At 33.8% G+C, this 24,149-nt stretch carries 18 protein-coding genes, 4 tRNA genes and 3 rRNA genes; 8 read left to right on the top strand and 17 right to left on the bottom strand.

The features are described from left to right. Window positions 1-11 precede the first annotated feature (11 nt). From uvrC to CDSE_RS00955, 5 genes are all read right to left on the bottom strand, one after another. Window positions 12-1,838, bottom strand: a complete 1,827-nt coding sequence (uvrC, locus tag CDSE_RS00980) for an excinuclease ABC subunit UvrC (RefSeq protein WP_015396148.1) — start codon at window positions 1,836-1,838, stop codon at window positions 12-14. 11 nt (window positions 1,839-1,849) lie between these two features. After that, a complete protein-coding gene (gene acpS / locus CDSE_RS00975) occupies window positions 1,850-2,287 on the bottom strand; it encodes a holo-ACP synthase (RefSeq protein WP_015396147.1) in 438 nt (145 codons plus the stop codon). 2 nt (window positions 2,288-2,289) lie between these two features. Beyond that, window positions 2,290-3,018, bottom strand: a complete 729-nt coding sequence (locus CDSE_RS00970; protein ID WP_041186197.1) for a pyridoxine 5'-phosphate synthase — start codon at window positions 3,016-3,018, stop codon at window positions 2,290-2,292. A gap of 281 nt (window positions 3,019-3,299) precedes the next feature. Beyond that, window positions 3,300-3,530, bottom strand: coding sequence for a hypothetical protein (locus CDSE_RS00965; RefSeq protein WP_235043911.1), 231 nt, complete (start codon window positions 3,528-3,530; stop codon window positions 3,300-3,302). Window positions 3,531-3,893: 363 nt separating this feature from the next. Beyond that, window positions 3,894-4,769: an efflux RND transporter periplasmic adaptor subunit gene (locus CDSE_RS00955; RefSeq protein WP_015396143.1), complete on the bottom strand. Its 876-nt coding sequence runs from the start codon at window positions 4,767-4,769 to the stop codon at window positions 3,894-3,896. 387 nt (window positions 4,770-5,156) lie between these two features. Between CDSE_RS00955 and rpmB the strand changes: the two genes are divergently transcribed. The 5 genes from rpmB to holA all read left to right on the top strand — a co-directional run bounded on the left by rpmB (window position 5,157) and on the right by holA (window position 10,129). Further along, window positions 5,157-5,393: a 50S ribosomal protein L28 gene (gene rpmB, locus CDSE_RS00950; RefSeq protein WP_015396142.1), complete on the top strand. Its 237-nt coding sequence runs from the start codon at window positions 5,157-5,159 to the stop codon at window positions 5,391-5,393. A 25-nt stretch (window positions 5,394-5,418) separates the two neighbouring features. Continuing rightward, on the top strand, window positions 5,419-5,586 hold the full coding sequence (gene rpmG, locus CDSE_RS00945; RefSeq protein ID WP_015396141.1) for a 50S ribosomal protein L33: 168 nt from the start codon (window positions 5,419-5,421) through the stop codon (window positions 5,584-5,586). 230 nt (window positions 5,587-5,816) lie between these two features. Beyond that, entirely contained in the window at window positions 5,817-8,504 is a 2,688-nt protein-coding gene (gene leuS, locus CDSE_RS00940; RefSeq protein WP_015396140.1) for a leucine--tRNA ligase, read from the top strand. Further along, window positions 8,497-9,045, top strand: a complete 549-nt coding sequence (locus CDSE_RS00935; RefSeq protein WP_015396139.1) for an LPS-assembly lipoprotein LptE — start codon at window positions 8,497-8,499, stop codon at window positions 9,043-9,045. Before leuS ends, CDSE_RS00935 begins: the two co-directional genes overlap by 8 nt. A gap of 31 nt (window positions 9,046-9,076) precedes the next feature. Then, window positions 9,077-10,129: a DNA polymerase III subunit delta gene (holA, locus tag CDSE_RS00930; protein WP_015396138.1), complete on the top strand. Its 1,053-nt coding sequence runs from the start codon at window positions 9,077-9,079 to the stop codon at window positions 10,127-10,129. Between the two features lie 54 nt (window positions 10,130-10,183). Here holA and rrf read toward each other — a convergent pair. The 5 genes from rrf to CDSE_RS00905 all read right to left on the bottom strand — a co-directional run bounded on the left by rrf (window position 10,184) and on the right by CDSE_RS00905 (window position 15,394). Further along, window positions 10,184-10,297, bottom strand: a 5S ribosomal RNA gene (gene rrf / locus CDSE_RS00925). A gap of 142 nt (window positions 10,298-10,439) precedes the next feature. Further along, window positions 10,440-13,319, bottom strand: a 23S ribosomal RNA gene (locus CDSE_RS00920). A 233-nt stretch (window positions 13,320-13,552) separates the two neighbouring features. After that, window positions 13,553-13,628 (bottom strand) — tRNA-Ala (locus CDSE_RS00915). A 28-nt stretch (window positions 13,629-13,656) separates the two neighbouring features. Beyond that, window positions 13,657-13,733 (bottom strand) — tRNA-Ile (locus CDSE_RS00910). Between the two features lie 130 nt (window positions 13,734-13,863). After that, a 16S ribosomal RNA gene (locus tag CDSE_RS00905) occupies window positions 13,864-15,394 on the bottom strand. Together the 16S, 23S and 5S rRNA genes with 2 tRNA genes alongside form the textbook arrangement of a ribosomal RNA operon. A 347-nt stretch (window positions 15,395-15,741) precedes the next feature. Here CDSE_RS00905 and earP point away from each other — a divergent pair. The 3 genes from earP (at window position 15,742) to CDSE_RS00890 (ending at window position 18,026) form a co-directional block, all read left to right on the top strand. Continuing rightward, window positions 15,742-16,860, top strand: coding sequence for an elongation factor P maturation arginine rhamnosyltransferase EarP (earP, locus tag CDSE_RS00900; protein ID WP_015396137.1), 1,119 nt, complete (start codon window positions 15,742-15,744; stop codon window positions 16,858-16,860). Window positions 16,861-16,950: 90 nt separating this feature from the next. Further along, window positions 16,951-17,508, top strand: a complete 558-nt coding sequence (gene efp / locus CDSE_RS00895) for an elongation factor P (protein ID WP_015396136.1) — start codon at window positions 16,951-16,953, stop codon at window positions 17,506-17,508. A 44-nt stretch (window positions 17,509-17,552) separates the two neighbouring features. Beyond that, window positions 17,553-18,026, top strand: a complete 474-nt coding sequence (locus CDSE_RS00890) for a DUF1178 family protein (protein ID WP_015396135.1) — start codon at window positions 17,553-17,555, stop codon at window positions 18,024-18,026. A gap of 116 nt (window positions 18,027-18,142) precedes the next feature. Here CDSE_RS00890 and CDSE_RS00885 read toward each other — a convergent pair. The 7 genes from CDSE_RS00885 to cysS all read right to left on the bottom strand — a co-directional run bounded on the left by CDSE_RS00885 (window position 18,143) and on the right by cysS (window position 23,972). After that, window positions 18,143-18,220, bottom strand: a tRNA-Arg gene (locus tag CDSE_RS00885). 134 nt (window positions 18,221-18,354) lie between these two features. Then, a tRNA-Ser gene (locus tag CDSE_RS00880) sits at window positions 18,355-18,446 on the bottom strand. A gap of 8 nt (window positions 18,447-18,454) precedes the next feature. Continuing rightward, entirely contained in the window at window positions 18,455-19,729 is a 1,275-nt protein-coding gene (locus CDSE_RS00875) for an aspartate kinase (RefSeq protein ID WP_015396134.1), read from the bottom strand. A 127-nt stretch (window positions 19,730-19,856) separates the two neighbouring features. Then, window positions 19,857-20,864, bottom strand: coding sequence for a tRNA lysidine(34) synthetase TilS (tilS, locus tag CDSE_RS00870; protein ID WP_015396133.1), 1,008 nt, complete (start codon window positions 20,862-20,864; stop codon window positions 19,857-19,859). A 16-nt stretch (window positions 20,865-20,880) separates the two neighbouring features. Next, window positions 20,881-21,843: an acetyl-CoA carboxylase carboxyltransferase subunit alpha gene (locus CDSE_RS00865; RefSeq protein ID WP_015396132.1), complete on the bottom strand. Its 963-nt coding sequence runs from the start codon at window positions 21,841-21,843 to the stop codon at window positions 20,881-20,883. A 27-nt stretch (window positions 21,844-21,870) separates the two neighbouring features. After that, complete coding sequence (locus tag CDSE_RS00860) at window positions 21,871-22,494, bottom strand: DNA-3-methyladenine glycosylase family protein (protein WP_015396131.1); 624 nt, start codon at window positions 22,492-22,494, stop codon at window positions 21,871-21,873. A gap of 29 nt (window positions 22,495-22,523) precedes the next feature. Beyond that, window positions 22,524-23,972 carry a cysteine--tRNA ligase gene (gene cysS / locus CDSE_RS00855; RefSeq protein ID WP_015396130.1) on the bottom strand — a complete coding sequence of 483 codons (1,449 nt, stop codon included), beginning with the start codon at window positions 23,970-23,972 and terminating at the stop codon, window positions 22,524-22,526. Window positions 23,973-24,149: the final 177 nt, after the last annotated feature.

The raw sequence follows: 24,149 nt of genomic DNA, 5'->3' as shown, positions 1-24,149 counted from the left end.
AATATACTACATCATGAACTAATAGATTCATATATTTTTTCTGCTAATGATTTAGAAATTCCTTTTACTTTCATAATGTCCTCTATAGTTGCTAAAGTCATAGCCTGAAAACTACCAAAATGTTTTAATAAAAGCTGTGATCTTTTCTTACCAACCCCACTAATTTCCGTAAGCATAGATCTTTTCCTGCTCTGCAAAAAACTATTTCTCATATTTTTAATGGCAAACCGATGTGCCTCATCTCTTATTAATGCCAACAACATCAAAGCTGGTGAATTTGAACCCAGCACTAACGGAGCTCTTTCATAAGAAAAATGTATGGTTTCTAATCCTACTTTTCGACCCTCACCTTTAGAAATTCCTATTATTATATTTGTATCTAAACCAAATTTATTGAAAACATTTTTTGCTACGTCTACTTGACTCTGCCCACCATCAATTATAACTAGACTAGGAGTTGTTTTATTTTTTGATAGGCTAAAATGACGAGATAAAACCTGATACATCGCAGCATAATCATCGCCTGGCACAATATCATTTATTTTATATATTCTATATAATGATGGTTGCATATTAGATTTACTAAAGACCACACAAGAAGCCTGTGTTGATTCCCCAGAATAGTGACTAATATCAAAACATTCTATATATAGATTATCAAAACATGAAATCTTTATATCTAAAGTTTTTATTAAATCTTTAATACGCAAATACATGATATCTCTATTACCTGTAGATCTAGCCAAGAACAACTTAGAATTTTTTTTAACCTGATCTAACCAAGTAAGCCTTAAACCTCTAGGATTAAAAGAAAGACGCACCTTCCTAGACTGACTGTAAGAAATTAAATCCAAAGTTTTCCCTGCAGAAAAATTATGCGAACAAACTAAAACTTTAGGTAGAGGTTTATTAGAATAATGCTGCGTAATAAAAATTTCCAATATGCTTTCAGGACTGTCTTTGTGTTCATTATAAAACAATAATGGATTATCACCTATATACCTACCACCTCTCACCATAGCAACATTTATACAAGTTTGATCATTATCATTTACAACAGCTATTATATCAGTATCTTCAATTCCAATATGCTCCATGGATTGTTTTTGCAAAACCCCTGTTAATGCCTTTATTTGATCTCTAAAAGTTGCTGCTAGCTCAAAATTCATAACATCTGAGGCTTGCTTCATTTTCTGTTTAATATCCAACAAAAGATCTCTGGATTTACCCTGTAAAAACAAAGAAGCTCCTTCGATCGTTTTATTATAATCACTTAGAGTTATTTTTTTTACACAAGGAGAAGAACATCGACCAATCTGCCCTAACAAACAAGGTCTAGATCTATTTAAAAGAACTGAATCTTCACAAGTTCGTAACTTAAATATTTTTTGTAAAATATTTATGGTTTCTCTAGCAGCCCAAGAATCAGGGAAAGGCCCAAAATACTTACCTTGTTCTATATTTTGTTTGCTTGATAAAAGCCTAGCAATCATTAACCTAGGATATGAATGAGAAGAAAACTTAAGATATGGATAAGATTTATCATCACGAAATACTATATTATACTTAGGTTTTAGAGATTTAATAAGATTATGCTCTAATATCAAAGCCTCAAGCTCAGAATTTGTAATAACAATCTCTATCTTAGATATCTTAGATACCATTTTCGTTATTCTTAAGCTAGGCAAATTATTACGAAAATAAGAACTAATTCTCTTTTTTATATCACGAGCTTTACCAATATAAATGACCTGATCATTTTCATCAAAATACTTATATACCCCAGGTAAATGAGGGGCCGTTTTTAAGAATGAAGTAATATCAAAATTATCAGACATTTAATGCAATATTATAAAAAAAACATAAACCAAGATCTTTTTCTTTCTACAATAACATTAGATACTACAAAATCAGATTCATCGCTTATTGAAATATGTATAGACCCACCGTAATTCTTAACAAACCATTTTTCTAAAAATGAAGATAATAAACAATAAGGCTTACCATTATCATCGTTAATAATCTGTATGTTTGACCAAGACATAGGAGAACGCATTCCTATTCCAATAGCTTTTGAAAATGACTCTTTAACAGATATTCTTGTAGTTAAAAAACGAATCCCTCTTTTGTAATTGGAGTTTAAACGAATACTAAAAGATGTAAGCTCTTCTGGCCCAAGAACTCTTTTGGAAAACTTACATCCGTATTTTATAAACAAATCATCAACTCTAGAAACAGATAAAAAATCAATACCAATTCCTGCAATAAGATTACTTTTTTTATACATTATTATTTTGAATAACTAGAAATAATATCTTTCATTAATTTAACAGCAGAATACATACCACTAAAAATAGCCTTGCTTATTATTGCATGACCTATATTGAATTCTTTAATCCCATTAATCATTAAAAGCTCTTGAATGTTTTCATAATGCAAACCATGACCAGCATTTACTTGCAATCCTAATTCCATAGCAAGTAATGATGATTCTTTAATTCTACTAATTTCCAAAGCTCTTTCCATAGCATCATCATAAACTTCTGCATATTTCCCAGTATGTAATTCTATAGCATGTGCTCCTGTTTTTGCTGCCTCAGATATACATCTGATATCAGGATCAATGAATAGAGAAACTCTTATGCCACTATTCTTTAAAAAATTTACAGAACTTGATATGCGATCAAAAGACTCTAATATATTAAGACCACCCTCTGTCGTAAGCTCCTCTCTTTTCTCTGGAACAAGGCATACTATATCAGGCATTATGTTTACAGCAATATCCAACATTTCTTTTGTTATGGCACATTCTAAATTTAATTTAGTTTTTATTTTCTTTCTTATATTTACAACATCCTTATACTGTATATGTCTTCTATCTTCTCTAAGATGAACAGTAATTAAATCAGCACCAGCTTCCTCTGCTATTAACGCAGCTAATAAAGGATCTGGATAAGGTGTATATCTTTGTTGTCTTAAAGTGGCTACGTGATCAATATTAACACCAAGCTCTAACATTTCCATCTCCTTAATAATTTTCTACTAACCACAGTCCGGAGCCTCATACAATTTTACCCTATTATGCAAATAGTTTTCGTATGCCCTAACTATCAGAACCTCTAAGTTCAATAAGTATCTATTATGCAATAACAAATCAATTTCACAACACAAACCAATACTTTGTTTCAAATAATATCAATTAGAATTTCTTTTATTCTCTAAAATAAATTCTTTCTTTGTTCTTAATGATTCTTTTAAATATTTCCCTCTGATCAAAAATCTAAATATTTCTTTAAAAGCTATTGTAATAGTTTTCTCATAATCAATAATAGCAATATCCTTTTATATTGTTGCAAGATTTTATGTTTAAGAATATATGAGTTCTTAATAATAGGATATTGAATTGAAAATGGAATACCAAACATTACTTCATTAACAAACAAATTGCTGAATAATTGACTAGTAAGATCAGCAATGTTTGTTAAAGAGATATCTGGTAATAGTAATGCTTTTATTGAATTAATATTCACAGTTGCTGATTTTATCTTCATCTCTGCAAATAGAACATCTAACCTTTTTCAATTAATTCAGATGGTATAGAGTAATATACATATCACTAACAATATGCTCTAAATTATAATTACCATCTTCTAATAATTCCTCAATAAAATCACAATATTTATGTTGCAAATTATAGATTGCTTTAAGTTTATTACATTGAATATTAACTGATTTATAACCAACATAAACATTAATAATAGAAGAAATCAATGTTTATGTAAGTTAATTATCTAACCTCATTAGAAGTCAAACAATCATAACAAGCAGATTGCTACAAACTACGTAATTTACCAAATAAATCTAATTTGAAATTCAACATAAACACAGAAAAATTATAACTTGTTATCTGATGTTACTTTATTAAGTCTTACTTCAACTAACTCTCCAGGTAATAACACACCTTTGGGATTTGCAACTCTTATTCTTAGATTGATTAATTTAGATCTAACATCCACCAAACGATCAACAAAAACAACCTCCCCTATGTGTTCATACTCACCATGATTCTTTAGAATAACTACTGCTTCTATATCTTTTTTATATTGATCATCAGAATAAAAAGAACTTTTATAAAAATCAGATAATTCCTTGATTGAAGTAGAAATATCTATATAAACAGGGTCTAGTTGTTGCACTTTAGCCATTTTAAAACCATCAATATTAATATAAGATCCTTCTGAAACTAAAGCTTGACCTATAAAACCATCTACTGGTGACTTTATTTCTGTTCTATTTAAATTAAGAAGAGCTAATTTACAATCTATTTTAGCTTCTTCCAAAGAGTATTCAGCCTTATGAACAGAAGAAATTGCTTCTTCATAACTATGCTGACTTATAGCACTTGATCTAACAAGCAACTTATATTTATCTAATAATTTTCTTGCACTTATTAAATCATTTTCTGCTTTTTTAAGATTAGTATTCTTTTGTTGGTACACAGTCTTATAATAATCATCATCTATTTTAAATAACATTTGTCCTTTGACAACTTTATCTCCTGCTTGAAAATTAACCTTATTAACAACCCCAGAAACTCTCGATACAACATCAACACTAGAAGCTGGACTAACCAAACCTTGATATACTAAAGATTTAGTATTTTTATTAAAACTTCCATAAAAAGAATTCTTGTAAAATAAATTAAAAATGACTAACATTAAGAACGTAGCAAGAACACCTATAAAAACATATCTTTTACATATACACATAGTATCTCTCAAACAAAAAAAACAAACCTATAAAATTAGTTAATACAATACAATTATTTAAGAAGCACGGTAAAAACATATCTGTTAGAATAGCAAGAAATCAACAATAAAAAAACAATTGAAATGCTATCAAATATTCAAACACAAACAAAAATGATTACAAATGAAATACTAACAAAAACAATAAATTAAAACTCAAAAAGTCTATATTTTTTATTGTATATATTGTATGATTGCTTGTGTATAATATATAATCTTTCTTCTTTAACACTTATTGCTTGTTAAGAACACATATATGGGATTTTGTTCTCCTTATAGATAAAACATCATATATTTAAACCATTAAATTCTTAACATAAGTAAATTTTACCTAAACAAGGTGATCCCATGACAAGAATATGTCAGATAACTGGCAAAGGGCCTATGGTGGGAAATAATGTTTCTCACGCCAATAACAAAACAAAACGTAGATTTTTGCCAAATCTACAATTACATAAATTCTGGCTTGAAAAAGAAAATAGATGGGTACGTCTAAAAGTTTCAGCAAAAGCCCTAAGAACAATAGACAAGAATGGAATAGAATCAGTTCTACATTCTCTACAAAAAAACAACAAACAAGCTTAGTTAAACGATAAATAGGAATACCAAAATGGCAAAAGGCGCAAGGGATAAAATCAAACTAGAATCAACTGCTGGTACTGGTCATTTTTATACAACAACTAAAAACAAACGAAACAACCCTGATAAAATATTGTTGAAAAAATTTGATCCAGTAGTTCGCAAACATGTTGAATATAAAGAAATCAAATTAAAGTAATTAAAAATCAAAAATACTTTGGTTCAAAATATTTGATAATGATCGTTGTTAAATATTTCAAATAGAACAATAATAAATTATTTAAAAAATTGTTTTTCTGAACCAAAGATTATTGAACAATATAACTCATCAAATTACATTTAATTTTTTACAAAACAGAATCAATAATTCGCTACTCTTGAATCTTTTCGTCCATACTAACCATTTCAATCAAAATAGTTCCAAACTATATGCAAGAACATTACGATCATAAAACCATAGAATCAAAAACCCAAGAAATATGGTCTTCTAAAGAAATATACAAAGCCATTGAATATTCTAAAAATATATATGGTTCTATAAAACCAAAATTTTATGCCTGTTCTATGCTTCCATACCCTAGTGGTAAACTACATATGGGACATGTTCGTAATTACACGATAAATGATGTAATGGCTCGTTATAAACGTATGAATGGTTTTAATGTTCTTATGCCAATGGGATGGGATGCTTTTGGAATGCCAGCCGAAAATGCAGCTATAAAATCCAAAATATCACCAGCAGAATGGACTTATAAAAACATCAAATACATGAAATCTCAAATGCAATCTATCGGACTATCTATTGATTGGTCTAGAGAAATTTGTGCTTGTGATCCTGAATACTACAAATGGACACAGTGGCTGTTCCTAAAAATGTTAGAGAATAATATAGTCTACCAAAACACTCAAATAGTTAATTGGGATCCTGTAGACCAAACTGTTCTAGCAAATGAGCAAGTCATCGATGGTCATGGTTGGCGTTCAGGGGCTCTAATAGAAAAAAGGGAAATTCCTGGGTACTATTTACGTATAACCGACTATGCTGATGAATTATTATCAGACTTAGATAATAAACTCCAAGAGTGGCCAGAAAAAGTAAAAATTATGCAGTCCAATTGGATTGGTAAGTCTGAAGGGTTAAGATTTGCATTTAAACATAACATACGTGATAAAAATAATAATTTAATACAAAATGGAAATCTATATGTATTTACCACAAGGCCAGATACAATAAATGGAATAACATTTTGTGGAATTGCTCCTGAACACCCTATTTCTATACACCTATCTCAAAACAATAAAACTATACAAAATTTTATAGATCAAACAAAAATAGGAACTAATACTGAAGCAGAAATCTCAACAAAAGAAAAAAAAGGAATTTTTACTGGACTTTCAGTAAATAACCCAATAACAAATGAAGAAATACCTATATGGATATGTAATTATGTTCTTATGAGTTACGGAGATGGTGCTATCATGGGAGTACCAGCTCATGATGAACGTGATTTTGAATTCGCAAAAAAATATGGAATTCCTATAAAACAAGTTATATCTAATAAAAATTTTGAAGCATCTAATACTAGCGAATGGAAAGAACCATATAGAGAAACAAAAGACTGTTACCTAATAAATTCGGGAATATATAATAATTTAGATTGTAAGTCAGCAGCAATTGCTATAAGTAAAGAAATCATCAAAAAGAAAATAGGTGATTATAAAACAACATGGAGACTTAGAGACTGGAGTATATCTAGGCAAAGATATTGGGGAACACCAATACCAATTATCCATTGCCCAAATTGTGGATCATTGCCAGTACCTTATGATCAATTACCTGTTAAGCTACCAGAAAATCTTACTCCTGACGGCAATGGTAATCCTTTAAATAAAGATAATAACTTTGTACATTGTATATGTCATAAATGTTCTTCTAATGCAAAACGTGAAACAGATACAATGGATACATTTATTGATTCTTCATGGTATTTTATGCGTTATACCTCTGCTAATAATAAGAATGAAGCAATCGATGAAAGAAACAATTATTGGATGCCCATTGACCAATATATTGGAGGTATAGAACATGCAGTATTACATCTCTTATATGCAAGATTCTGGACAAAAGTCATGCGTGACATGAAAATGCTTAGTTTTGATGAACCAATCACTAGATTGTTATGTCAAGGTATGGTTTTAAATCACTCATTTTCAGTCAGAACAAAAAATGGAGGAATAGAATATTTCAATCCTGATGATGTAGAGGCAGTTAGAGATTCAAACAATGTGATTGTATCTTACAAATTAATAAACTCTGAAAAATTTGTAGAATATAATGGCATTGGAACAATGTCAAAATCAAAAAACAATGGAGTTGACCCTCAATCTATTATAAATAATTGGGGAGCAGATACTGCTAGATTATTTATAATATTTGCAAGTCCACCAGAACAAACATTAGAATGGTCAAATTCAGGCATTGAAGGAGCTAACCGTTTTTTACGTAAATTATGGAGGATTTGTTATACTCATAAAGAATATATTATCTCATCAAATTCTAATAATAAAAGAGATATTATTTCTCTTAACAACAAAAAATCCTTGATGGATTTGAGACGTGATATACATTCATTATTAAAACAATGTAATCATGACTATGAAAGATTACAGTATAACACTATAGTTTCTGCTTCAATGAAGATGCTAAAATCCATCGAGTATTTTTGTAAACAAGAATCAACAATACTAGATAATAACTCTATTTCTGTACTAACAGAAGCAATTGGAATATTACTTAGAATTTTATATCCTATAGTTCCTCATATCACATATGTTATCTGGGAAAATCTAAATTATAATCTAGTACATGGTAATATCATAGATTCTACATGGCCAACTCATGAAGAAGAAGCTCTTATTTCTGAAAAAATAAAAATAATAATACAAATTAACGGCAAACTAAGAGGATCTTTTTTCGCTTCCACAAATGAAAATGAAGAAAAGCTAAAAAACATTGCTATAAAAACAGAGTCTGTATCTAAATATATTCTTAATAAAAACATTAAACGTATAATTGTAGTGCCTAATAAATTAATAAATATAGTTTTAAATGATTAAGATAGAAATATGTTATGCAAGAATATTAATAATAAAATTTCTAATAATTATTACATGTTTATTTTTTATTAATTCTTGCAGTAGTTTCTATTTACAAAACAAAAAAGATGCATTTTTTTTTAATTCCATACATCTTGATTTTCAAAGAGATAATGAATTATATAAGCTTATAGAAATCAAACTTAGAGAAAAAGAGCCTAATATTCTTATTGAAAAGGACCCTAAAAAAGCTGTTGTAACTTTAAAAATAATTAAAAATTGGAAAACATCAAAAGAAATATTTTTTAATATCAATGGTAATCCAACTATGTACGAAATATCTCTTTATTATGTTTTCCAATTAATTGATAACAAAACTGGCAAAAATATTTTGCTGAAACCAATTATTTCTTCTAGCCAAAAAATATCATATGAAAATTTGATATCTCAAATGAATATCGACCAACTTTCCTCTATATATAATTTTTTACAAAATGAGATAATAAAAAGTCTTATATTACAAATATCATCTCAAAGAACTTCACTGTCTTTTAATAATTAAACAAAACTAATAATTTTATCTGTAATATATAATGAGCAAGAATATTGAATACAAAAATTTAGATAGCTATCTAAAACAAAAAAAATCTTTTTCACCTGTATATTTAATAATAGGTAGTGAATTACTATTAATAGATGAAGTAAAAAGAAACATTGTATCTTCATTCAAAATGGATAATTTTATTTACATGCCAATATTCATAGAAACACAAAATGATTGGCTTAAATTATTAGAAGAAATAAAAACAATATCTCTATTTGAACAAAATAGAATATTCGATATAAATATAATAAATACAAAACCTGGTATTATAGGTTCAAAAACACTAGTTTTAATTTCAGAATTTCTAAAAAATCAAAACCATACTATAATAATACTCAAAATACCCAAAAAAGATACAGCCACTAAAAATACAGCATGGTTAAGATCTTTATTAGAAATAGGAGTAACAATAGATATTCCTACTATACAAAACCATGAATTACCTAATTGGATCAAACAAAGACTATCTCAACAAAAACAATATGTTGATAATGAATTATTAGAATGGATAGCAGATAAAGTATCAAATAATTTAATATTTGCAAACCAAGAAATTATCAAACTTGGATTAATTTTTCCAGAAGGATATATAACCGAAAATAGTCTTAAAAATTCCATATTATTAAGCAATTCTATATACAGTATTTTTGATCTAAGGGAATCAATACTAAACTCTAATATATTAAAAATATCTACTATATTAGACTATCTAGAAAAAGAAAACACCCAACTACCTTTAATACTATGGTCAATATATGAAGATATAAGAATAATAGGGATTATAAAAGAAACAAAAGAGATGAATTATTATTCAGTATTAGATAAACATAGAATATTTGGCACACATAGAAAATCTATTATAAATTATAGTTATAAAACAAACAAGTCATTATTAAACAGCTATGTAAATAGAATACATGAAATTGATCTTATTATCAAAGGAGCAGAATCCACATATAAAACCTCAAAGGTATGGAGCATGATCAATAATTTAAGTATAAAGATAGCAGGTTTAATAGAATATAATATTGATTTTTTATAGATTTATATAGAGAGAATCCCCTACAAATAATAATCTGTAGGGGATTATATAAGAGCCTGACGATAACCTACTTTCACAGACGAGATGTCTAATATCATCGGCGCAAAGGCGTTTAACTGTCCTGTTCGGGATGGGAAGGAGTGGGTCCACCTTGCTATAGTCATCAGGCATAACCTGTATTATATTTGATCATCATAAAATAAACAAATATAAAATAATCATAGAAGAAACACTCAAAAATACTTTTCAGAATCTTAAAAACATGAACAGCTTAATAACATACACTCAGATTAATAACCTGTAGAGTTATAGGATCAAGCCTCACGGGCAATTAGTATCGGTTAGCTTAATACATTACTGTACTTACACATCCGACCTATCAACGTCCTGGTCTTGAACGACCCTTTAGGGGGATCTAGTCCCCGGGATACCTTATCTTCAGACGAGTTTCCCGCTTAGATGCCTTCAGCGGTTATCTCTTCCGTACGTAGCTACCCGGCTATGCCATTGGCATGACAACCGGTACACCAGAGGTACGTCCACTCCGGTCCTCTCGTACTAGGAGCAGGCTCTGTCAAGTATCCAACGCCCACGGCAGATAGGGACCAAACTGTCTCACGACGTTTTAAACCCAGCTCACGTACCTCTTTAAATGGCGAACAGCCATACCCTTGGGACCGACTACAGCCCCAGGATGAGATGAGCCGACATCGAGGTGCCAAACACCGCCGTCGATATGAACTCTTGGGCGGTATCAGCCTGTTATCCCCAGAGTACCTTTTATCCGTTGAGCGATGGCCCTTCCATTCAGAACCACCGGATCACTATGTCCTGCTTTCGCATCTGTTCGACGTGTCAGTCTCACAGTTAAGCACGCTTATGCCATTGCACTAAAAGCACGATTTCCGACCGTACCTAGCGTACCTTAGAACTCCTCCGTTACTCTTTAGGAGGAGACCGCCCCAGTCAAACTGCCCACCATGCACTGTCCCAAATCCGGATAACGGATCAAGGTTAGAATCGTAAAGAATCCAGGGTGGTATTTCAAGGATGGCTCCACATAACCTAGCAGTCATGCTTCAAAGCCTCCCACCTATCCTACACAAGATTATTCACAATCCAATGCAAAGCTACAGTAAAGGTTCATGGGGTCTTTCCGTCTAGCCGCGGGTAGATTGCATCATCACAAACATTTCAACTTCGCTGAGTCTCAGGAGGAGACAGTGTGGCCATCGTTACGCCATTCGTGCAGGTCGGAACTTACCCGACAAGGAATTTCGCTACCTTAGGACCGTTATAGTTACGGCCGCCGTTTACCGGGGCTTCGATCAAGAGCTTGCACCCCATCACTTAACCTTCCGGCACCGGGCAGGCGTCACACCCTATACGTCGACTTTCGTCTTTGCAGAGTGCTATGTTTTTAATAAACAGTCGCAGCCACCGATTATCTGCGGCCTCTTCATGCTATAAGCGCGAGCTCATCACACTAATGAGGCATACCTTCTCCCGAAGTTACGGTATCAATTTGCCGAGTTCCTTCTCCTGAGTTCTCTCAAGCGCCTTAGAATATTCATCCCGTCCACCTGTGTCGGTTTGCGGTACGGTCTTGTACAGCTGAAGCTTAGAGGCTTTTCTTGGAACCACTTCCAATCACTTCACGAAATATATTCGCTCGTGCCGCACCCTCGAATAATGTGACCGGATTTTCCTAATCACCTTCTATAATGCAGCAACAGGGATTTCCAACACCCTGATGATTTTCCACAATTCGTCCCCCCATCGCACTGTACAATGGTGCTGGAATATTAACCAGCTTCCCATCAGCTACGCATCTCTGCCTCGCCTTAGGGGCCGACTCACCCTGCGCCGATGAACGTTGCGCAGGAAACCTTGGACTTACGGCGAGGAGGCTTTTCACCTCCTTTATCGCTACTCATGTCAGCATTCGCACTTCTGATACCTCCAGCAGCCCTTACAGGCCACCTTCGCAGGCTTACAGAACGCTCTCCTACCGCGTGTATAAAACACGCCCGCAGCTTCGGTTTATCGCTTAGCCCCGTTACATCTTCCGCGCAGGACGACTCGATCAGTGAGCTATTACGCTTTCTTTAAAGGATGGCTGCTTCTAAGCCAACCTCCTGACTGTCTATGCCTTCCCACTTCGTTTACCACTTAGCGATAATTTGGGACCTTAGCTGGCGGTCTGGGTTGTTTCCCTTTCGAGTCCGGACGTTAGCACCCGGTGCTCTGTCTCCCACGCTGTACTTGTACGTATTCGGAGTTTGCCATAGTTTGGTAAGTCGCCATGACCCCCTAGCTATAACAGTGCTCTACCCCATACAGTAATACGTGAGGCACTACCTAAATAGTTTTCGGAGAGAACCAGCTATTTCCAGATTTGTTTGGCCTTTCACCCCTATCCACAGCTCATCCCCTAATTTTTCAACATTAGTGGGTTCGGTCCTCCAGCACGTGTTACCGTGCCTTCAACCTGGCCATGGATAGATCATCTGGTTTCGGGTCTACACCCAGCGACTATGTCGCCCTATTCGGACTCGCTTTCGCTACGCCTCCCCTATTTGGTTAAGCTTGCCACTGAATGTAAGTCGCTGACCCATTATACAAAAGGTACGCAGTCACGGAATAAATCCGCTCCTACTGTTTGTATGCATACGGTTTCAGGATCTATTTCACTCCCCTCCCGGGGTTCTTTTCGCCTTTCCCTCACGGTACTGGTTCACTATCGGTCGATCACGAGTATTTAGCCTTGGAGGATGGTCCCCCCATATTCAAACAGGATTTCACGTGTCCCGCCCTACTTTTCTTACGCTTAGTTCCACATCAAAGATTTCGTCTACAGGGCTATCACCTACTATGGCAGAGATTTCCATCTCTTTCGACTATCAATAACGCTAAAACGTAAAGGCTGATCCGATTTCGCTCGCCACTACTTTCGGAATCTCGGTTGATTTCTTTTCCTCGAGTTACTTAGATGTTTCAGTTCACCCGGTTCGCTTCTACTGATCTATGTATTCAATCAGAGATACTCCAATAAGGAGTGGGTTTCCCCATTCGGACATCTGCGGATCGAAGCTTGTTTTCCAGCTCCCCGCAGCTTTTCGCAGGATACTACGTCCTTCATCGCCTGTGATCGCCAAGGCATCCACCATATGCACTTAGTCACTTGATCCTATAACACTAAAGGCTATAAAAATATTGACATATGTTTGTGCTGTTCATAAGTATTCCAAAGATTTTACTCTTTAAAATATAATGCAATCAAAACCCTAATACTATAGTTACAAAAAACAACTATAGTTAATATTTCGTTGCGTCTCTTCTAGATTTTTAAAGAACAATTAGCTTATAAAGCTTAATTTTTAAGCTTAAAATAAGCCTAAAAATTAAACTCTAACTTGATTTTGGTGGAGGTGAACGGGATCGAACCGATGACCTCCTGCTTGCAAAGCAGGCGCTCTCCCAACTGAGCTACACCCCCAATTTATTAAAGGTCTTGCTCAAAGAAATGGTGGGTCTGGTTGGACTTGAACCAACGACCCCCGCCTTATCAAGACGGTGCTCTAACCAGCTGAGCTACAGACCCATACATATATTAAATTAGCACCTTAAAGCACAAATTACAATGGAGAATCTGTTGCAAATCCTGTTTACTACCAATCTCAGCTAAATAACAACCGATAATTGTGAGCACTTAATACATAGCTTTAGCTCTTAAAGGAGGTGATCCAGCCGCACCTTCCGATACGGCTACCTTGTTACGACTTCACCCCAGTCATGAATCCTACCGTGGTAATCGCCCTCCTTACGGTTAGGCTAACTACTTCTGGTAAAACCCACTCCCATGGTGTGACGGGCGGTGTGTACAAGACCCGAGAACGTATTCACCGCGACATTCTGATCCGCGATTACTAGCGATTCCGACTTCACGTAGTCGAGTTGCAGACTACGATCCGGACTACGATCGGGTTTGTGGGATTAGCTCCCCCTCGCGGGTTGGCAACCCTCTGTCCCGACCATTGTATGACGTGTGAAGCCCTACCCATAAGGGCCATGAGGACTTGACGTCATCCCCACCTTCCTCCGGTTTGTCACCGGCAGTCTCATTAGAGTGCCCTTTCGTAGCAACTAATGACAAGGGTTGCGCTCGTTGCGGGACTTAACCCAACATCTCACGACACGAGCTGACGACAGCCATGCAGCACCTGTGTTCTAGTTCTTTTGCAAGCACTCCCAAATCTCTTCGGGATTCTAGACATGTCAAGGGTAGGTAAGGTTTTTCGCGTTGCATCGAATTAATCCACATCATCCACCGCTTGTGCGGGTCCCCGTCAATTCCTTTGAGTTTTAATCTTGCGACCGTACTCCCCAGGCGGTCAACTTCACGCGTTAGCTGCGCTACTAAGATCCGAAGACCCCAACAGCTAGTTGACATCGTTTAGGGCGTGGACTACCAGGGTATCTAATCCTGTTTGCTCCCCACGCTTTCGTGCATGAGCGTCAGTGTTACCCCAGGAGGCTGCCTTCGCCATTGGTGTTCCTCCGCATATCTACGCATTTCACTGCTACATGCGGAATTCTACCTCCCTCTGGTACACTCTAGTTCGGTAGTCAAAAATGCAGTTCCAAGGTTAAGCCCTGGGATTTCACATCTTTCTTTCCGAACCGCCTGCGCACTCTTTACGCCCAGTAATTCCGATTAACGCTTGCACCCTACGTATTACCGCGGCTGCTGGCACGTAGTTAGCCGGTGCTTATTCTGCAGGTACCGTCATTCACATTAGGTATTAACTAATGCTGTTTCTTCCCTGCCAAAAGTGCTTTACAACCCTAAGGCCTTCATCGCACACGCGGAATGGCTGGATCAGGGTTTCCCCCATTGTCCAAAATTCCCCACTGCTGCCTCCCGTAGGAGTCTGGGCCGTGTCTCAGTCCCAGTGTGGCTGGTCGTCCTCTCAGACCAGCTACGGATCGTCGCCTTGGTGAGCCATTACCTCACCAACTAGCTAATCCGATATCGGCCGATCCAATAGTGCGAGGTCCTAAGATCCCCCGCTTTCCCCCTTAGGGCGTATGCGGTATTAGCTACGCTTTCGCGTAGTTATCCCCCGCTACTGGGCACGTTCCGATACATTACTCACCCGTCCGCCACTCGCCACCAAACCGAAGTTCGTGCTGCCGTTCGACTTGCATGTGTAAAGCATTCCGCTAGCGTTCAATCTGAGCCAGGATCAAACTCTTCAGTTTAATCTCTAGTTATTACGTAAATTCAATAAATTGAAAAATACGTCGCTACTCAAAAAAATAAACGAGTTTTTAGACATAATCTAAAAAATTATTTTTTTAATGAGTACTTGTGTTTTTTAGCCTGACATATAAAATATGTCTCAAAACTAGCATCAAGTACTCACAATTATCGGTTGTTCAGTTGTTAAAGAGCTCAATCACAAACAATTATTTGCGAAGGAAGAAGTGATTATCTTCTATAAATTGATCACTGTCAAGAAATATTTTGAAATTATTGAAATATTTCAATAATTTCATTACAAAGTATAATGTTAAATTTGATAATAAAAATAACTAAGACTTATTATATGAAAATTGATATTTTTTGTAAAGTAATAGATAACTACGGAGACATTGGCTTTTGTTGGAGATTAGCTAGAGACTTAGCTCATAACTATAATTGCGAAGTTGCATTAATTGTTAATGAAACTGAGAAATTCTCAAAATTAAATTCTAAAATTGACATTAATTCAAAATACCAAAAAGTTGATAATATTGAAATCTTCTTATGGAATGAAAATAATTTTCTTGATAAAACTCCTGGCAACTTAGTTATAGAATCATTTGGCTGCAATTTGCCTAGTTACTATATATCCAAAATTATAGAAAAAAATTCTGTTTGGATTAATATAGAATACCTAAGCGCTGAAACATGGGTAAATGAATATCATTTAAAACCTTCAAAAATCACAAACAATTATAATAAATTCTTTTTTTTTCCTGGATTTAATTACAAAACCGGCGGACTAATTATAGAAAAAAATTTAAAAAATCAACGAGATGATTTTCAAAAATCTTTATATTTACAAAATATTTTTTTAAAAAGCATAGGGATAGATTCATTTTTTCTAAATAGAAGAAATGAATCTATCTTTTGTTATTTATTTTGCTATGAAACAGCAAACATTTATAAACTTATTCAATCTCTACAAAAAATAAACAAACAAATTATTATATTAACTAACAAAGATAATAAATTAATTAAAATAAAAAAAGAATATATCCCCAGCACAGTTCATATAATTAAAATCCCATTCGTGAACCAACCTGATTTTGATAAAATATTATGGAGCATGGACATTAACTTTATTAGAGGAGAAGATTCTTTTGTCAGATCAATATTAGCGAATAAACCAATGATATGGCATATATACAAGCAAGAAGAAGATGTTCATATAAAAAAACTAAAAGCATGGTTAAAAATTTACAACGCCCCAAAATTTGTGGAAAATATAATACTATCTTGGAATCAAGATGAGATGGAAATATTTGATAAAAACATAACAGAAGCTATTTTACCTAAAAATATATCCCTATGGAAAAAACACGCGCAAAACTGGGGTGATTTACAAATAACACAAGCATCATTGAGTTATAAACTATTAAAATTCTGCACAACAGAAGACAAAAAAGATAAAATTGTATAATCTTACCAAATATTATCTAAGATGACGTAAGTTAAAATGCAATTATTAAATTAATAAAAATATCACTAACTAATTTTAAATAGACAATTTATGAAAACCGCTCAAGAACTAAGAATTGGAAATGTTGTAATGGTTGGAGGAGAACCTCTTGTTGTACAGCGTACAGAATACAACAAATCTGGCCGTAACTCTGCTGTTGTTAAAATGAAATTTAAAAATCTACTTGTTGGATCTATCAGTGAATCAGTATATAAGGCAGATGAAAAATTCGAAATTGTTCAACTCGAGAAAAAAGAATGCACATTCTCCTACTACAATGATCCTATGTATGTTTTTATGGATAATGATTTTAATCAACATGAAATAGAAAAAGAATACATGGAGCATGCACTAAAATATCTTCAAGATGATTTGCAAGTAGAGGTTGTTTTTTACGATGGTAAAGCTATATCTGTTGATCTTCCAACAATACTAATAAGAGAAATAGTTTATACCGAACCAGCTGTAAGAGGTGATACTTCAGGAAAAGTTATGAAGCCAGCAAAGATTAACACTGGATTTGAAATAAGTGTTCCACTATTTTGTAAAATAGGAGATAGAATAGAAATAGACACACGCACAGATGAATATAAAAAAGTAACTAATTAGACATTTATCATAGATATACTATAGATGCACTATAGTATGTATCTATGATCAACATAAATAAATTTAAAAATATGGCCATAAAAGTTTTTGACTTACAATGTAACAATAAACATGTCTTTGAAGGATGGTTTAATTCTCATAATGATTACGAAGAACAAAATTCACATAGAATGATAGAGTGTCCTATTTGCTCCTCATCTATTATTACAAAACGTTTATCCAGCCCTTACATAAACAATAAATCTAATAACACAGAACGAACAAAATCGACAGAATCTCAAAAAGACATAATAGAACTCACCCAAGCTCAAATAATAAAAAACTTACGTGATATAATAAAAAAGGCAGAAGATGTTGGAAATGACTTTGCAAAAGAAGCGAGGTTAATTCAAACAGGAGAGTCTGAAAAAAGATCAATAAAAGGAACTATTTCACAGGACGAAATGCAAAAACTAGAAGAAGATGGAATAGAAATTATTCCAATACCTAATTTTTTAAAAAAAGACTCGTTACAATAATAACTATTACCCATGTTATCCACATAATCTGTTGATAACAGTATGTATAATTTGATCAATATCTAGAATTTCATCAGAAATATCAAACGGTTATATTTTATGATCAATGAGAATTATGGTGCGCCCGGCAGGATTTGAACCCACGACCCCTTGGTTCGTAGCCAAGTACTCTAATCCAACTGAGCTACGGGCGCAAAGAAAAACACAATATACAACTACCAAATAACAAATAACGTAAATAGCAGAAAACTATTAACTTAAAATTACCAAACAACGTAATTCTACTTTATTTCACTATAAAACTCAATAAAATAATTTAAAACTTAATTGGCGGAGGCGGTGAGATTCGAACTCACGGTGCAGTTTTAGCCACACACTCCCTTAGCAGGGGAGCCCCTTCAGCCACTCGGGCACGCCTCCAAACATCTTTACAATTTAGAAGTTACAGATTCAGGAGCTTTATCTAAATCAAAAGCTTTATGTAACGAACGAACCGCTAACTCCATATACTTATCATCTATTATAACAGAAGTTTTTATCTCACTGGTACTTATCATCTTAATATTTATACCTTCCTGTGAAAGAGTTTTAAACATCAAACTAGCTACACCCACATGAGATCGCATACCAACACCGACTATAGATACCTTAGCAACTTTTTCATCAGTACTAATTTCTCGAGCTTGCACTACATCCATAACTTCATTCTTCAATACCTCAACCGCTCTTTGCAAATCAACACGATTCACTGTAAAAGAGAAATCAGTACACTCTGCTACTGATTGATTTTGCAATATCATATCAACTTCTATATTTGCAGCAGAAATAGGACCAAGTATAGAATGAGCTATCCCAGGTTTATCAGGAACAGCCATTACAGTTATTTTAGCCTCATCTCGACTAAATGCAATACCAGATACTACAGCAGCTTCCATTTTATCATCATCCTCAAAATTAATAAGCGTTCCTGAATTTATTTCTTGATCCAGAGGAATTAGAGGATCAGTTAAAGAAGATAATACTCTAGTCGGAACACAATATTTACCAGCAAACTCAACAGACCTTATTTGCAAAACCTTTGATCCTAAAGATGCCATCTCCAACATCTCTTCAAAAGAAACTTTAGACATTCTTCTGGCCTCAGGAACAACCCTTGGATCAGTAGTATAAACACCATCGACATCTGTATATATTAAACATTCTTTCGCTTTCAACGAAGCAGCGACTGCCACTGCAGAAGTATCAGACCCACCTCTACCCAAAGTAGTAACATTACCGTCTGAATTAACACCTTGAAATCCAGTTATAACAACAACTCGACCTTGGTCCAAGTCAGAAATAACTTTATCACAATTTATAGATAGAATTCTAGCTTTAGTATGAGAATTATCTGTAATAACAGGAACTTGCCATCCAGCATAACTTCTAGCTGCTATTCCTTCTGATTGCAAAGCAATAGCCAATAAAGCACTACTGACTTGCTCACCAGTAGCCGCTATCATATCCAATTCTCTACGATCTGGAGAAACAGTTAATTCTTTTGCAAGAGATAACAAACGATTTGTCTCACCAGACATAGCAGAAGGAACTACAACAACCTGATAGCCAGCTCTATGCCATTTTGCTACACGACGCGCCACATTCTTTATGCGCTCAACAGAGCCCATAGAAGTACCACCATATTTATGAACGACTAAAGCCATTTTACACTCTAAATAAAAAAGTCGAAAAAAATAACAGAAACTAGTATATTGTAAAATAACAGAAATATTTTGTCTTCTATTATTTTACAGAATCATTGTAACTTACTAAGTTTAAATAAAAAAACAACTAATTAGCTTTAATATAAACTCTTCCCTTATCACAAAGCACAAAATGTCCATCATGTTGAACCTTCATACGTCTATCATAACCTAACGCATGTAGATGTTTGAGCTGCTTATATATCTCATCTAAACGAGCTTGACTAGGCATTTTAAGACCATTCATAAAAAACCAATATCTTAAAACATGCACTTGTCTAGATTTTGGCTCTAATTCTCTCCATCTCATCAATGAAAAACTAAAATCAATACTATTAAAATCCATTTCATTTAAATCATTATGAGCAATATTATCAAGAAGAAGATCTGCGTCAAACATATGCATTGCATGCCTAGAGAAAGTTTTTTTCCATTGAGGCCAATATTTATCTAACACCGGTTCTAAAAACAATCTAACCACACCTCTTGAAAACAAAGGATCTTTGTTAGTAGGGTCATCTACTGGAAACCAAGACTTCTCTAACGAAAACTTTTTATTCTCTAACTCTATAAGCTTCTTATCAACCTTCAACCAAGGACGAATATAAAAAACACTATCAACTCTAGATAAAGGCCTCATGCCAACCATGCCTTTTACTCCTGAGCCTCTTAACAAACGCAACAGTACAGTTTCTGCTTGATCATTCAAATGATGAGCTAACAAAATATATTTAATGCCCATGCTTTCCGAAAGCTCTTTAAAAGCTCTATACCTAGCTATTCTAGCTGAACCTTCCATTCCCTTGCTTTGATTTAAATTTACAAATACTTTCTTCTCATAAATCTCTACATTTAATATTTTTGCCAGAAGATGTACATTATTGGCCCAATAATCTGATTTTTCTTGCAACCCATGATTAACATGAAATATAACCATATCGATATTTAACTTATCTGCCACATGTTTTGAGACAATAGCCAATGTAGAAGAGTCTATACCACCGCTAACTGCAACAGCTATTATTTTAGGCAATTGCGGTAATTTAGACAAAGATTCTAATAAAAACGTAGACAAAAAATCAGATGTGGCATACATAAAAATACATAAGAAATTATTTTATTAACTGAAAAGAACCAAATGATAATATATTAGACATTCTTTGCTTTACCAATTGCTCAGGAGTTAAATTCTTCAATTCTTGAAAAGATTCAGCCAATGATTGTTTTAGAATCTTTGCCATGGCAATAGGATCTCGATGAGCTCCACCTATAGGCTCATCGACAATTTTATTAATTAAACCAAACTCTTTCAAACGAGTAGCAATTATTGCCAACGCCTCAGCTGCTTCTTGTGATTTATCTGGACTACGCCATAATATAGAAGCACAACCTTCTGGAGAAATAACAGAATAAGTAGCATACTGTAGCATTGAAACGATATTTCCAACGGCTATAGCAAGTGCTCCTCCAGAGCCACCCTCACCTATTATAGTAGAAATAACTGGTACTTTTAATGCAGACATTACATACAAGTTACGCCCAATAGCTTCTGATTGACCTCTTTCTTCTGCCCCAACTCCTGGATAAGCTCCTGGAGTATCTATAAACGTAAATATTGGAATATTAAATTTCTCAGCTAGAGACATTATACGCAAAGCCTTCCTATAACCTTCTGGTTTAGACATACCAAAATTACGTTTAGTTCTTTCTTTAGTATCTCGACCTTTTTGATGTCCAATTACCACACAAGAAATACCGTTAAATCTTGCTAGACCTCCAATAATAGATTGATCATCAGCATATATCCTATCTCCATGAAGTTCATGGAAATCAGTGAAAATCTCACTGATATAATCCAATGTATATGGCCTCTGAGGATGTCGAGCCACCAAAGCTACTTGCCACGGAGTCAACTTAGAATAAATTTTTTTTGTTAGTTGTTGACTTTTTTTTTGTAATCTATCAATTTCATCTGATATATCTAACGCAGAGTCTGATTGAACATACCTAAGCTGTTCTATTCTTTTCTCAAGCTCAGCAATTGGCTGTTCAAATTCCAAAAAAATATTTCTCATAATTGCTTGTGTGATGTTATGTTGATATTACTCTATACTACGCCATAGGTACCATGTAGCAACTGTCCTCCAAGGACGCCATGCTACAGAAACTTCTCGCGCCTCAAAACGAGAAACAGGCTCTCCACTAAAATAGTGTATCGATATAGCCTTTAGTAAACCAAGATCATCTAACGGCATCACATCAGGTCTTTGTAAATTAAATATTAAAAACATCTCAGCTGTCCAACGACCAACACCTCTAATACTAGACAAATCAGAAATAATCGACTCATCATCCATATCAGCCCATTTTTCAGGTTGGATATGTTTAGCTACAAAATGATCTGCTATATCTTTCAAATACTCAATCTTTCTTTTAGAAATTCCAATCACTCTCAAAGATTCAGAATCTATATCTAATATCAACTTAGGACTTGGATTATCACCAAGAAGACGGATCAATCTACCCCATATAGTATCAGCAGACTTTACAGAAACTTGCTGCCCTAAAACAAAACGAATAAGAGTTAAAAAAGGAGAATTTGCAGAAGGTTTATATTTCCCCTTATAAAGAGGAATTATTTTCTTTAAGATTCTATCTTTCTTTTTTAATTCTAAAATTGCTTTTTCCCAATAATCAGGATAAACAATATTTTTAATAATAGTCATTTAAAACTTCTTCCATTCTTCCTTTATAATCAAACACGACGCCATCTAGTAGATGAATCGGTTAAATCCTCCAACTCCACTCCAGATTTTTTTAATTCACTTCTAATATGGTCTGATTTATTATAATCACAGTTAGTTTTAGCTGTGATTCTTTGCTTAACTAATTCTTCAATATCATGATCTGATAAATAAAGCGACTTATCTAACACATCTCTAGTATATCTAGTTGAATTTTTAAAGTAACTAGATGGATTTTGATATAAAAGACCTAAAATATTTGATAAATATTTAGTTTTTTTTGCACTTTCTATACAATGATTTTTATTAGTCCTGGATGCCAACTCAAATAAAATAGATATCGCTTTAGGAGTATTAAAATCATCATTCATAGCATTGGAAAAAGCAATAATATCAACATCATCCAAGCAATTCACACCATTCATATCACTCAAATCAAAATTTGAAATAGCTGTATATAACTTGTCCAGAGAACTTTGAGCATCAACAAGATTTTCATATATATAATTCTGCTTGCTACGATAATGACTTCTAACAATAAAAAACCTCAACATTTCAGCTTCTCTATGATTAACTTCATATTCAGGCTTTGATAAATCACCACTACCTATGATTTGTCTAATAGTACTGTAATTTTTAAGTGATTTAGACATTTTAGAGTCATTTACCATTAAAGGACCACAATGCATCCAATAATTAGCAAACCTTTCTCCATATGCACCTTCAGTTTGAGCTATTTCATTCTCATGATGAGGAAATACCAAATCGGGACCACCTCCATGTATATCCACAGGAAGATCTAATAAAGCATGGCTCATTGCTGAACACTCTATATGCCAACCAGGTCGACCCAAACCATAAGACGATTCCCATTTGCTATCTTCAGGCTCATTTTCCTTAGCTTTTTTCCATAATACAAAATCAAGAGGATCACGTTTAGATTTTAATATAGTAATTCTCTCTCCTGAACGTAAATCATCTAGAGTTCTTCTAGAGAGTTTTCCATATGAAGGAAAAGATCTTACTGAGAAATTAACATCACCATCAACTGACCTATAAGCCAATCCATTTTTCTCTAATAAATTAATGAATTTAAGCATATGAGAAACATAATCAGTCGCTTTAGGTTCTTTGTTAGGGCTGACTACCCACAATGCTCTCTCATCGGCATGCATAGCATTTATATAAAAACTAGTAACTTCTTTTATGGGCTTACCAATCTCTAATGCACGATTTATAATTTTATCATCTATGTCTGTTATATTTCTAACATACTCAACTCTAAAACCAATATTATGTAGCCAACGTTGAATAACATCAAAAACCACCATTACTCGTGCATGACCAAGATGACAATAATCATAAACAGTCATTCCACAAACATACATTCTTACCAAACCATTATGAAAAGGCTTAAATTTATCTTTTGTATGAGTCAACGTATTATATATATGCAACATAATAATTTACAATTCCAAAACAAAAACAATCTTATATCAAAAATAACTTAGAGATAATAACAGCGATAAACGAAAATTATTATAATTATTCGTACTACGAAATATATATCAAGAAAAATTACCAAAATCTGTTCTACGATTATAGCCTCATAATCGAGTATTATGTATATGAAATTT

The sequence above is a fragment of the Candidatus Kinetoplastibacterium desouzaii TCC079E genome (assembly GCF_000340795.1).
GTDB classification, from domain to species: domain Bacteria; phylum Pseudomonadota; class Gammaproteobacteria; order Burkholderiales; family Burkholderiaceae_B; genus Kinetoplastidibacterium; species Kinetoplastidibacterium desouzai.
The sequence above is the reverse complement of the archived record's forward strand: the minus strand, read 5'-3'. Positions and strand labels throughout refer to the sequence as shown.

Excerpts from the sequence above, each read along its gene's own strand:
- uvrC (WP_015396148.1), bottom strand. The coding sequence starts at position 1,838 with ATGTCTGATAATTTTGATATTACTTCATTCTTAAAAACGGCCCCTCAT.
- acpS (WP_015396147.1), bottom strand. The coding sequence starts at position 2,287 with ATGTATAAAAAAAGTAATCTTATTGCAGGAATTGGTATTGATTTTTTA.
- CDSE_RS00970 (WP_041186197.1), bottom strand. The coding sequence starts at position 3,018 with ATGTTAGAGCTTGGTGTTAATATTGATCACGTAGCCACTTTAAGACAA.
- CDSE_RS00955 (WP_015396143.1), bottom strand. The coding sequence starts at position 4,769 with ATGTGTATATGTAAAAGATATGTTTTTATAGGTGTTCTTGCTACGTTC.
- rpmB (WP_015396142.1), top strand. The coding sequence starts at position 5,157 with ATGACAAGAATATGTCAGATAACTGGCAAAGGGCCTATGGTGGGAAAT.
- rpmG (WP_015396141.1), top strand. The coding sequence starts at position 5,419 with ATGGCAAAAGGCGCAAGGGATAAAATCAAACTAGAATCAACTGCTGGT.
- leuS (WP_015396140.1), top strand. The coding sequence starts at position 5,817 with ATGCAAGAACATTACGATCATAAAACCATAGAATCAAAAACCCAAGAA.
- CDSE_RS00935 (WP_015396139.1), top strand. The coding sequence starts at position 8,497 with ATGATTAAGATAGAAATATGTTATGCAAGAATATTAATAATAAAATTT.
- holA (WP_015396138.1), top strand. The coding sequence starts at position 9,077 with ATGAGCAAGAATATTGAATACAAAAATTTAGATAGCTATCTAAAACAA.
- earP (WP_015396137.1), top strand. The coding sequence starts at position 15,742 with ATGAAAATTGATATTTTTTGTAAAGTAATAGATAACTACGGAGACATT.
- efp (WP_015396136.1), top strand. The coding sequence starts at position 16,951 with ATGAAAACCGCTCAAGAACTAAGAATTGGAAATGTTGTAATGGTTGGA.
- CDSE_RS00890 (WP_015396135.1), top strand. The coding sequence starts at position 17,553 with ATGATCAACATAAATAAATTTAAAAATATGGCCATAAAAGTTTTTGAC.
- CDSE_RS00875 (WP_015396134.1), bottom strand. The coding sequence starts at position 19,729 with ATGGCTTTAGTCGTTCATAAATATGGTGGTACTTCTATGGGCTCTGTT.
- tilS (WP_015396133.1), bottom strand. The coding sequence starts at position 20,864 with ATGTATGCCACATCTGATTTTTTGTCTACGTTTTTATTAGAATCTTTG.
- CDSE_RS00865 (WP_015396132.1), bottom strand. The coding sequence starts at position 21,843 with ATGAGAAATATTTTTTTGGAATTTGAACAGCCAATTGCTGAGCTTGAG.
- CDSE_RS00860 (WP_015396131.1), bottom strand. The coding sequence starts at position 22,494 with ATGACTATTATTAAAAATATTGTTTATCCTGATTATTGGGAAAAAGCA.
- cysS (WP_015396130.1), bottom strand. The coding sequence starts at position 23,972 with ATGTTGCATATATATAATACGTTGACTCATACAAAAGATAAATTTAAG.